This window comes from Mycobacterium paraense (assembly GCF_002101815.1).
GTDB classification, from domain to species: domain Bacteria; phylum Actinomycetota; class Actinomycetes; order Mycobacteriales; family Mycobacteriaceae; genus Mycobacterium; species Mycobacterium paraense.
Genome location: NZ_LQPM01000008.1, coordinates 123,011 through 133,972, shown reverse-complemented (window position 1 = coordinate 133,972; position 10,962 = coordinate 123,011). Strand labels below are relative to the sequence as shown.

The following is a 10,962-nucleotide window of genomic DNA, read 5'->3' as shown; positions in this document are numbered from 1 at the left end:
CTCGCGGGTACCGCGCTCGTCACGCGCCTCACTGGCCACCCCCTAGGTCAGCCGCGGCGGGCGCCGCCGGCCCACCGGCGTTGGGGGCCGGCGCCCCGACCGGCGCGGGCGTCGGAGCGACCGGGCCGGGGGCCACCTCCGGCCCCGGCGGCGGCGGGGGTATCGGCACCTGCGGCGGGTTTTGACCGATCACCGGCGAGGGGCCCTCGTCGTAGGCGTTCGGCGGCCCGGGCGGGGTCTGCAGGGTCGACTGCACGGGCGGAATGTTGGGCCCACCCATCAGTTCGGCAAGCGACTCGGGCGTCATGAGGCCCTGCGTGATCGGTCCCACCTGCTGCCCCTGCATGCCGGGGGCCACAATCCACCCGTGCTGGGTGTTGCGGTGCGACGTCGGCGTATCCGGTGACCAGATGCCCGGGACGGTGGTGTCCTTATATCCGTCCGGCGGATGCAGGCGAGGCTCGGAGTAGGCGACATCCTTGGGCAGCGTCTCGGCCGTGCTGGCGATGTTGAGGCCGAACGGCAAGTAGTTGAACTTGATCGCGTCGAGGATCGGCGCCAGGTATTGCGCGCACAGCTCGGCGGACTCCTGGTAACCCAGCCGGCTGCCGGCCTGGATCGAGCTGCAGATGAACTGCATCGGGTTGGCGAAGTTGGTGATCGCCGGGACGGCCACCACCGACCCGTGCGTCGGGTGGTAGATCTGGTTGATGTTCGCCGCGGCCGTCGGCAGGACGTGCAGGGCGGTCTCCAGACCGTTCAGCGGATCGGGTTGCAACAGCGCGTTCGTCGCCGTCGCCAGGTTGTTGACGTCGTGTGTCAGCACCTCGCGGTTCTGGTCCAGCCAGGGCCGCACGGTGGAGAGCAGGCTGTCGAACTGCGAGATCGCGTCGGCCAGGGCGCCGTCGGAGCTGGCGAGCCGGCCGGTGACGTCGGCCAGGTTCTGGTTCAGCGCGACGAACTGCTGATCGTCCTGGTGCAGGGCGTTGACGAATAACGCGAGGCTGCGCACCACCGCGAAGAAGTCGCCGCGGCCCTCGTTGAGCGCGGTCAACGCCTGCGACAGGCTGTTCAGCGTGGTGTTGATCTGCTTGCCCTTGCCGGCCAGCCCGTTCGCGTAGGACTCGATGACCTCACCGAACGGGCCCTTCGGCTGCTCGGGCGTCGGGCCGAGCTTGGAGATGATGTTGGTGATGCTGTTGCGCAGGGTGTCCCACTCCACCGGCACCTGGGTGCGCTCTTCGGGGATCACCGCGTTGTCGGCCAGCACCGGGCCGCCCTTGTAGGCCGGCTCCAGCTGGATCGCGCGCGACGCCACCAGGGTCGGGTTGAGGATCACCGCCGACGCGTTGGCGGGCACCTTGTACTTGTTCTCGTAGTGGAAGGTGACCCGCATCTTGTCGCCGGCCGGCTCGATCTTGTCGATCGTGCCCACCCGCAAGCCCATGATCTGAACCTTGTCGCCCGGGTACAACGCGTTGGCGGCCGGGAAGTAGGCGACGACGGTGTTATTCGTCAGCTTCTGGTACAGCCGCCAGCCGACGAACGCCAGCACCAACGCCAGCACGATCACGAGCGACCCGATGATCACCGACGTCCGGGACATCTTCGGCAGCCGGATGTTGCGGACATCAAAGATGGTGCTCAATTCTGGCTACCTCCCGTGATGCCGCTACCTCCCGTGCCGCCGGGGTTGATGAACGGTGCCGGCAGCTGGTTCCCCGGCCCGGGCGGTGCCGGCGGTCCGGGCGGCAGGGCCGGCGCGAACGTCGACGGGGGCGGCGTCGGGCCGGCCGGTCCCAGGTTCTCGGTGCGCGCGCCCGGCGGCGCCTGAGTCGGCAGCGGCACCGGCGTGCCCGGGACGTTGGGCGGCGGGTCACCCGGCCGCCCGGCGATGTTGATGCCCGGGGTCGGTGGCAGGCCGTCGGGGTTCGGCGGCGACGTCGCGACGTCGACGGGCGCCGGGAAGTTCACGCCCCCGAAGGGGCCGATGCTCGCGCCCGCGCACGGCAACGGGTTCCACGGCCGCGGCAGGCCCTCGTCGCCGACGGTGACGTTGCCGCCGGGGTTGGCCGGCGTGTACGAGCAGGGCGAACCGGGCGGGACTGCCGGGCCGGGGTGATCGGGCGTGCCCTCCAGCACCGGCGGCGCCGGCGGCGGCGCGCCGTTGGGCAACCGGGTGCCGTTCGGGTCGGGCCACCGGAATTCCGGCAGACCGGCGCTGCGCCAGAAGTTTTCGGGGTCAATGCCGCGCTTCTTGAACGCGGCGTCGATGAACGGCTGCACGATCTGACCGGGGAACAGGTTGTGCAGCACCACCTTGAAGAACGGTCCCGACGCGATGGCCTCGTTCAGCGATGGCAGGAATTTGCCGACCTCGGTGAAACCGGCGGCGAGGTCGTCCTTGCGCTGGACCAGGATGTCGCTGACCGTGCGCAGCTGCTCCAGCACGTGGTTGAGGTTGGGGTTGTCGTTGATGAACCCCTTGACCTGCTCGGAGAAGGCGGCGATGTTGCTCAGCAGCGCGTTGATCGCCTGGCCGCGCTCGTTGAACGCGGCCAGCAACACCTTCGCGTTCACCAGCAGCCGGTCGATCTGCTCGCTGCGATCCCCCAGGATGCTGGCCACCTGGTTGGCCTGCCCGAGCAAGTGCTTGACCTGCTCGTCGCGCTTGCCGATCGTGTCGGAGAACTTGGCCACGCCGTCCAGCGCGGCGCTCAGGTGCGGGTAGGTCTGGTCGATCGTCTCCGACAGCACGTGCAGCGACTGCTTGACCGTGTCGATGTCCCAACCCTGCGCGGCCTTGGTCACGTCGAAGAACGCGTCGTAAATCTGGTAGGGCGTCGTGCTCTGGCCGATCGGCAACGAGTCCCCGGGCCGCAGCGTCTGGCTGCCCCGGTTCTCGATCTCGAGGACCTTCTTGCCGAGGATGGTGTCGGTCTTGATCGCCAGCCGGCTCTCGGTGCCGATCCGTTGGGACCCGAGATTGAACTTGATCAGAATGTGGTCGCCGTCGATCTTGAGGCTTTCCACCTTGCCGACGTCCATGCCGGCGATGCGGACCTTGTCGCCTTTGCTGAGGCCGCCGGTGTCGGTGAACTGCCCGTAGTAGTGCGGCTTGGCCATCAGCATGGGCACGCTCGTGAAGCTTTGGCCGACGCCGATGACGAGCAGCGTCACGATGATGCCCATCAGGCCGATGCGCATCCGGTTGGGAGGCTCCAGCGTCCTCATTGCGGCGTGCACCTACCCGTCGGCTGGTTGAAGAGCTTGACCGTCCGCACCGGACCACCGGCCTGCAACCCGTTGATCTTGAGGGTGATGTCGCAGGCGTAGAAGTTGACGAAGTCGCCGTAGGAACCGATGGTGCGCCCGATCATGTTCAGCGCGGTCGGCACCTTGTGGATGAAGTCGTTCAGCTGCTCGCGCTGATCGATGAGGGGCTGCTGGACGGCGTCGAGGTAGTTCAGGGTGCTGTGCAGCAACCCGCGGTCCTCGGCCAGCAGGTCGGCCACCGTCCCGGCGGCGTTGCTGATGTGCGCGGTCCCGCCGGCCAGCGGCTCGGCGTGGTTCTTCAGCCCCGTGATCAGCACCTCGAGGTTGTTCACCGTCTGATCGAATTGCTGGCGATGCCGGACCGTCGTGTCCAGGACGACGTTCAGGTTCTTGATCACCTCACCGATCGCCTGGTCGCGCTGCCCGAGCTGGGACGTCAGCTGCGCGGTGTTGTCGAGGATGTCGTTGATGGTGCCGCCCTGACCCTGGAACACCGTGATCAGCGCCGTCGCGATGGTGTTGACCTTCTGCGGGTCCAGCGCCCGAAACAGCGGCTTGAAGCCGCCGATCAGCGCGTCGAGGTCGAGCGCCGGCGACGTCCGGGACACGGGGATGAAGCCGCCCGGGGGCAGGACCTTGTCGGCGCCTTCGCCCTCGCCGCGCTTGAGCTCCAGGTACCGGTTGCCGATCAGGTCGAGGTAGCGGATCTGCGCCGTCGTCGACTGGTACAGCGGGATCGAACGGTCGACGCTGAAATTCACCCGCGCGCGCCGGCCGCCGTCGACCAGCTCGACCGAGCTGACCTTGCCGATCTCCACGCCCGAGGCCCGGACGAATTGGCCCTGCCGCAGGCCGCTGATGTTGGTGAACTCCGCGGAGTACCCGTAGGTGCGGTCAAAGCGCATCTGACCGAACACGACGATGATCATCACAGTGAAGATCAGCAGCACCAGGGAGAAGATGCTGAGTCGGACGATGGTTCCGGTGATTTTCATGGGTTGATCGTGTTGTCCCCTACTTGGCGGCCCCAGACGTACTCGATCGCGTACGGGGAACCGGTGTCGAGGTGGTTGTACGGCGCGATGCTGTTGCCCGAGTCCATCACCAGCTCAGGCGCGGGCCAGAGGTCGTGCGTGATGTGCTGCCAGCAACCCGGCGCACCGCCGGGGCCGCCGCGCGCGTTCACGCGCGGCAGGTTCTCGGGCCACACGTACGGGTTCGGCGCCCCGCCGATCAGGGTGGCGATGTTCCCCAGGCCCGCAAGTCCCTGGGTGGGCAGCGCGAAGATTCCGATCAGGCCCACGAGGGTCACAGCCGACAGCGGGTTGAGCAACAAGCCCAGCCCGGACAGCACCTTCGTGTCGGCGTTGAGCGAATAGCCGTTGCCGCCGAGGAACGACCGGGCCGTGGGCTCGATGTCGTGGTAGTTGCGGACGGTGCAGAACAGCTCCGGGCTGTAGGTGTCCAGCAGCTGGGCCGTGGGCACCAGGTCCTTGGCCCCGCGCGCCAGGTACGGCCCGCCTCTCTCGAAGATGTCCGCGCCGGTGTTGCCGAAGCCGGCCGCGGACAGCAACGCCTGGTCGAGATCCTTCTGCTGCGCGTTGATCGTGCGCGACGTGACGACCGCGTTGTTGAGGAAGTCGAACAGGTCCGGCGCGGCGTTGGCGTAGGTGTCACCCAGACCGGCGAGCTGCTGGATGTCGTGGCGGGCCTGCGGCATCTGCGGGTTGACGTCGTCGAGGATCGCGTTGGCGTTGACGACCGACTGACCGAACCGATCACCCAACCCGGTCAGCGCCTGGGCGGCGGCGCTCAGCGTCAGGTTCAGCTTGACCGGGTCCACCTGCTGCGCGATCTCGGTGATGGTCTGGAACAGCGTGTTGATCTCCGTCGTCACCGACCTGGCGTCGATCACGGTCTGCGGCGTAATCCGTTGCGGGGACGGGTTTTTCGGCGTCGTCAACGACACGTACTTGCCACCGAACACCGTCGTCGCCTTGATGTCGGCGTTCACGTTCGACGGGATCAGCTTGAGGTAGCGCGGGTACACGTCGAGGCTGAACTTGGCCGCCGGCTTGCCGTCCTTCACGATCTCGGAGATGTTGGCGACCCGGCCGATCTCCACCCCGTTGTAGGTCACCTTGGAGCCCGGATCCATGACGAGCCCGGCCCGGGAGGCCACCATCGTCAGGTGTTCCTTCTTGGTGAAGTCGCCGCGGAACTGCCCGTAGACCAAGACGAGAGCCACCGCGGCGGCGACGAGCATGGCGACCCCGGCCAGCTTGTACGGCGGGTTGCGGGGGGCGTTGATCTTTCCGGCGGGTGACGTCATGGCTACACCGTTAAAGCGAAGTTCGGGTTGACGCCGTAGAGCGCCAACGCTGCGGCCAACACGACGACCTGCACCGACACCAGCGAGAAACGCATCGATCGGCCCACGGCCTCGCCGACGCCGACGGGCCCACCGCCGGCGTTGTACCCGTAGAAGCAGTGCGTGATCATCACGACGGCGGTGATGAGGATGGCCTCCACGAAGGACCAGAACACGTCGTCGGGGCGCAGGAAGGTCCGGAAGTAGTGCTCGTAGGTGCCGTGGGACTGCCCGTAGATCACGGTGGTGGTGATCTGCGGCGACAGGAACGACATGATCATGGCCAGCGAGTAGAGCGGGATGATCACCACCAGGCCGGCCATGATGCGGGTGGTGGCCAGGAACGAAATCGACTTGATACCCATCACCTCGAGGGCGTCGATCTCTTCGCTGATCCGCATGGCGCCCAGCTCGGCGGTGGCGCCGGCCCCGACGGTGGCGGCCATCGAGATGCCGGTCACGACGGGTGCGGCGATGCGCACGTTGATCAGCGCGGCGAAGAATCCGGTGAACGCCTCGACGCCGATGTTGCCCAGGGACGCGAACCCCTGGATGGCGACCAGGGAGCTACCCGACAGGGTCACGAAACCGACGATGGCGACGGTGCCGCCGACGACGGCCATCGCGCCGGTGCCCATGCCGATCTGCGCGATCAGCCGCAGGGTCTCCTTGCGGTAGTTGCGCAGCGCGTGCGGGATGTGTCCGAGGGCGACCGCGCCGAACCAGGCCATCTGCCCGATGTCGTCGATCCCGCGGCCGAGGGCACCGCCGTAGCGGTTGAGGTTTTCGGCCGCCCGCGGGAAGCGGGAGCGCAGAACGGTGCCGGTCGACATGTCAGCGCCCCGTTCCGAAACGCACACCGATGGTGGTCAGGACCACGTTGACCGCGTACAGCGCGACCACGCACAGCACCACGGTTTCGTTGACGGCGGTCCCCAGCCCCTTGGACCCGCCGCGCACGGTCAGCCCGCGGAAGCAGCCGACCAGGCCGGCGATCAGGCCGAACGTGGCGGCCTTGACCGTGGCGATGATGACCTCGGGCAGGCCGGTGATGGTGGTCAGGGTGGCGAGGTAGGCCCCGCCCGACACGTTCTGCAGGTACACGCCGAAGAGGTAGCCGCCCACCAGGCCGACGGTGATGACGAGGCCGTTGAGCAGCGTGGCGACCAGGGTCGCGGCGATCACCCGGGGCACCACCAGCCGGTGGATCGGGTCGATGCCGAGCACTTCCATCGCGTCGATCTCCTCGCGGATGGTGCGGGCGCCGAGGTCCGCGCAGATGGCCGTCGAGCCGGCGCCGGCCACCACGAGCACCGTGGTCAGCGGGCCCAGCTGGGTGACCGCGCCGATGGCGGCGCCCGCGCCGGACAGGTCGGCCGCGCCGAACTGGGCCAGCAGCACGTTGAGGGTGAAGATCAGCAGAACCGTCAGCGGGATCGACACCATGATGGTCGGCAGGAACGCCACCCGCATGATGAACCAGCACTGCAGGATGAACTCGCGCCATTGGAAAGGCCAGCGGAACAGCGCTTTTCCGGTCAGGACGCACATCCGGAAGAATCCGCCGATCAGGGTCAGCGGCGTCTCCAATTGGTCGCGCAGGTAGCCGACCAGGTAGGGGCCCCGCCGACTCTCCGTCGTCGAAGTCACCGCTGCCCCCTCCCCTCGCCACCGCGAGCCCGCACGCATTCCCCCCTAGCCCCGACGGGGCTGGGGACGCCCCCACCTCGCCCGAACCCTTCGTCGTCTGTGACCATCGGCTCCCTACCCGCAAGTAGTAACGGAGACCACAGGAATGTACCCGATGGCCGAGACCGTGTGAACTGCATGCGCACAATTAACCCTTCGTCAACAGCGGGCAAACGTTACAGTTTCCGTCAATCTCCCTCTCCGCTCTCCAAATCCCTTGCCGCAGAAGCGCTTTCGGTTATGGTGGCGGCCCCGTAACGCACCCTCAGCTCAGTCTTGAGGACCTTTCCGGCCGGGTTGCGGGGCAGCGCATCGACGATCTCGAGCGCCTTCGGATGCTTGTAGCGGGCCAGCCGCTCGGCCAGATACCCGTGCAGTTCTTCGAGCCGCAACTCCTCGCCGGCGACGGCCGCGACCGCGATCGGCACCTCGCCCCACTTCTCGTGGGCCCGGCCGATGACGGCAACCTCGACGATCTGGGGATGTCCGGCGAGAACGTTCTCGACCTCCGCGCAGTAGATGTTCTCTCCGCCGGAGATGATCATGTCCTTCTTGCGGTCGACCACCCAGACGTAGCCGTCCTCATCCATCCGGACCAGGTCGCCGGAGTGGAACCAACCGCCGGCGAACGCCTCCGCCGTGGCCTCCGGGTTGTTCCAGTAGCCGCTCATCAATGTCGGTGCGCGGTAGACGATCTCGCCCACCTCGCCGACCGGCACGTCGTTCATGTTCTCGTCGACCACGCGTGCGGCGACCGTGGGGATCACCTTGCCCACCGAGCCGCGCTTACGGATCGCGTCCTCGCCGAGCAGCATGCAGGTGACCGGCGACATCTCCGTCTGGCCGAACGCCGCCAGGATCTGGGTGCCGGGGAAGGTTGCCGACATCTCGCGCAGCAACGCGTCCGGCGCCGGGGCGGCCCCCCACGACATCACCCGCAGCCTCAGCTCGCGCGGGCGCGCCCGCTGCTCGGCGCACACCGCCTGCCACTGCGCGGGGACCAGGAACAGGCCGGTGACCTTCTCCGCCGCCAGCACGTCGAGCAGTTGACCGGGGTCGAACGCCCCCAGCGGATAGATCACCGTGGGGATGCCGAGCAGCATGCTGGTGAGCATGTTGCCGATCCCGGCGATGTGGAAGAACGGGACACCGATGAAACCGACGTCGCTACTTATATCTGCGCCGTTGGTGTAGAGCCCGGTCATCGTCTGGCCGGTCAGGTTGGCGTGGGTCAGCACCGCGCCCTTGGGCCGGCCGGTGGTGCCCGAGGTGTACATGATCAGCGCCGGTGAGTCGTTCGGGATGTCGACGGGTGGGTGCGGATCGCCGGGCTCGTTGATGAGGTCCTCGTAGCCGAAGACGCTGTCGTCGGTCGCCGATCCGGCCACGACGATGGTGTCGATCATCGGCTGGATGTCGCGCACGCCGGTGGCCACCGGGGCCAGCACCGATTCGGTGATCAGTACGCGCGCTTCGCAGTCCTCGACCAGGAAGACGATCTCGGCCGAGGTGAGCCGGAAGTTCAGCGGGACGGCGATGGCGCCGAGAGCGTTGGCGGCCAGCACCGCCTCGACGAACTCGGTGCGGTTGAGCATCAGGATCATGACCCGGTCGCCGAAGCCGACTCCGCGGCGGCTCAACGCATCGGCCAGCGCCGAGACCCGGCGGTACAGCCCGCCCCAGGTGACCGTGTTCCCCAAGAACCGCAGCGCCGTCGCGTCGGGTTGCATCAGCGCGTGCCGCTCGAGTTGGTTGCACCAGTTCTGCCGCCGGGCCAGGTATGGCTGCTCGGTTGCCTGCGTCAGATGGCTGGCCAGTTGCGCGGTCAACTACCGCCTCCCCTTCACCTCTCGCACCGCTTGCGCCAGGTTGATATTTGATAAAACATAGTGTTGTGTGGGTCACACTATGGCTTTAGTGCCGCAAAGACAAGACCCGCCAACCCGGCGAAACCCCTGGCAGTCCGCGTGAACGCACCGACATCTATGCAGCCGAGGGCCCGGCGCCCACTGCGTCGGGCGCAGCTCTCCGACGAGGTCGCGGGCCACCTGCGGGCGGCGATCATGTCGGGGGCGCTGCGCCCCGGCACCTTCATCCGGCTCGACGAGACCGCCGCCGAGCTCGGGGTCAGCGTCACGCCGGTGCGCGAGGCGCTGCTGAAGCTGCGCGGCGAGGGCATGGTGCAGCTGGAGCCGCACCGCGGTCACGTGGTGCTGCCGCTGAGCCGCCAGGACATCCAGGACATCTTCTGGCTGCAGGCGACGATCGCCACGGAGCTGGCCGCCGCGGCCACCGACCACATCACCGACGCCGAGATCGACGAGCTGGAGCGCATCAACAACGCGCTCGAAGCCGCCGTCGGCTCCAGCGATGCCGAGACCATCGCGGGCATCGAGTTCGCCTTCCACCGCGTCTTCAACCAGGCCAGCGGCCGGATCAAGTTGGCGTGGTTCCTGCTCAACGCCGCGCGCTACATGCCGGTGCTCGTCTATGCCGCGGATCCGAAATGGGGGACGGACGCGGTCGAAAACCACCGGCAGTTGGTGGCCGCGCTGCGCCGGCATGACGCCGCCGCGGTCATCGAGCACACCGTCTGGCAGTTCACCGACGCGGCGAACCGCCTGAACGAAATGCTGGACCGCAGCGGAATCTTCGAAGGGGCCGGTGACTAGCCGGCGCCGAGCTGCTCGGCGCGCTGCTTCAGGTTCTCCGCGAGGTGGTCGAGCACGTTGCCGGCGAGCGACTTCACCATCGGCGCGGGCACCGGCAGGGTGGTCTCGACGTCCATGTCCACCGTCAGCAGGCTGGCCGCCCCGGTTTCCACGACGCTGAACAGCTGCTCCTGCTTGGAGAACAGGTCGCCCTGCTGCAGGACCGTCTGGATCTGGTTTTCCCCCGGGTAGTAGACCGCCTGGATGAACGTGGCCTGCATGCCCTGGTAATCGGCATCCAGCCGGACCTGGCTGGGGCGCCCGTCGTCGTAGCGGGCGAGCACCCACAGGCCCTTGATCTCCTCGTTCCATTCCGGATAGCGCTCGAAGTCGGCGACGATCCCCATGATCGACGCGGCGTTGGCGCTGACCTCGACGGTCTTGCTCAGAACTGGCATTGGCGAAGCATAGCGGGGCGCGCGCGTGCCGAAATCGGCCGCCCCGAGCGCTTTTCGGGCTCAGCGGTCCACGCAGGCCGTGGCCAGCAGCGCGCGGATGGCGTCCGGGATCGGCACCGGTTTGCGGCTGGTCCGGTCGACGTAGACGTGCACCCAGTGCCCGAGCGCGGTGGTCGGTCGAGGTTCGGCGTCGCCGCCGCGAAAGACGCCGAGCCGGTAGGTGACGCTGCTGCGGCCCAGGCGCGTCACCGCGAGTCCGACCGTGAGGGCTTGCGGGAAATGCAGCTCGGAGAAGTAGCGGCAGCCGGATTCGGCGACGATGCCGAGCGCGGGCGTGCGTAGCGGGTCGAGCCCGGTGGTCGTATTGATCCACCCGTTGATCGCGGTGTCGAACAGCTGGTAGTAGACCGCGTTGTTGAGGTGGCCGAACATGTCGTTGTCGGCCCAGCGCGTGCCCACCGGCCACAGCACCGGGAAGTCGGCGCTGGTCAGGTCGTCCGACGGAGTTGAGCTCATG

Annotated in this window: 9 protein-coding genes and 1 pseudogene; 1 reads left to right on the top strand and 9 read right to left on the bottom strand. The window is 67.6% G+C overall.

Annotation, left to right across the window (positions count from 1 at the left end; all coding sequences use genetic code 11):
- Positions 1 to 28: 28 nt before the first annotated feature.
- From AWB89_RS07370 to fadD5, 7 genes and pseudogenes are all read right to left on the bottom strand, one after another.
- Complete coding sequence (locus AWB89_RS07370; RefSeq protein WP_085098528.1) at positions 29 to 1,648, bottom strand: virulence factor Mce family protein; 1,620 nt, start codon at positions 1,646 to 1,648, stop codon at positions 29 to 31.
- Positions 1,645 to 3,234, bottom strand: coding sequence for a virulence factor Mce family protein (locus AWB89_RS07365; protein WP_085172563.1), 1,590 nt, complete (start codon positions 3,232 to 3,234; stop codon positions 1,645 to 1,647). The genes AWB89_RS07370 and AWB89_RS07365 overlap by 4 nt, the downstream gene beginning before the upstream one ends.
- Positions 3,231 to 4,271, bottom strand: a complete 1,041-nt coding sequence (locus AWB89_RS07360) for a virulence factor Mce family protein (RefSeq protein WP_085172561.1) — start codon at positions 4,269 to 4,271, stop codon at positions 3,231 to 3,233. Before AWB89_RS07360 ends, AWB89_RS07365 begins: the two co-directional genes overlap by 4 nt.
- Positions 4,268 to 5,608, bottom strand: a complete 1,341-nt coding sequence (locus tag AWB89_RS07355; RefSeq protein ID WP_085098518.1) for an MCE family protein — start codon at positions 5,606 to 5,608, stop codon at positions 4,268 to 4,270. The genes AWB89_RS07360 and AWB89_RS07355 overlap by 4 nt, the downstream gene beginning before the upstream one ends.
- Positions 5,609 to 5,610: 2 nt before the next feature.
- The gene (locus tag AWB89_RS07350) at positions 5,611 to 6,480 is read right to left on the bottom strand and encodes an MlaE family ABC transporter permease (protein ID WP_085098515.1); all 870 of its coding nucleotides are present in this window, start codon (positions 6,478 to 6,480) and stop codon (positions 5,611 to 5,613) included.
- Between the two features lies 1 nt (position 6,481).
- Positions 6,482 to 7,336 carry an MlaE family ABC transporter permease gene (locus AWB89_RS07345; RefSeq protein WP_085098512.1) on the bottom strand — a complete coding sequence of 285 codons (855 nt, stop codon included), beginning with the start codon at positions 7,334 to 7,336 and terminating at the stop codon, positions 6,482 to 6,484.
- 159 nt (positions 7,337 to 7,495) lie between these two features.
- Positions 7,496 to 9,165 (bottom strand): annotated as a pseudogene (fadD5, locus tag AWB89_RS07340) (fatty-acid--CoA ligase FadD5).
- 138 nt (positions 9,166 to 9,303) lie between these two features.
- Between fadD5 and AWB89_RS07335 the strand changes: the two are divergent.
- The gene (locus AWB89_RS07335) at positions 9,304 to 10,008 is read left to right on the top strand and encodes a GntR family transcriptional regulator (protein ID WP_085098506.1); all 705 of its coding nucleotides are present in this window, start codon (positions 9,304 to 9,306) and stop codon (positions 10,006 to 10,008) included.
- On the opposite strand, the gene AWB89_RS07330 is transcribed toward AWB89_RS07335, so the two are convergent.
- Both AWB89_RS07330 and AWB89_RS07325 read right to left on the bottom strand, forming a co-directional pair.
- Entirely contained in the window at positions 10,005 to 10,445 is a 441-nt protein-coding gene (locus tag AWB89_RS07330) for an SRPBCC family protein (RefSeq protein WP_085098502.1), read from the bottom strand. The two genes, AWB89_RS07335 and AWB89_RS07330, sit on opposite strands and share 4 nt — an antisense overlap.
- A 60-nt stretch (positions 10,446 to 10,505) precedes the next feature.
- Positions 10,506 to 10,961, bottom strand: a complete 456-nt coding sequence (locus AWB89_RS07325; protein ID WP_142282480.1) for an acyl-CoA thioesterase — start codon at positions 10,959 to 10,961, stop codon at positions 10,506 to 10,508.
- Position 10,962: the final 1 nt, after the last annotated feature.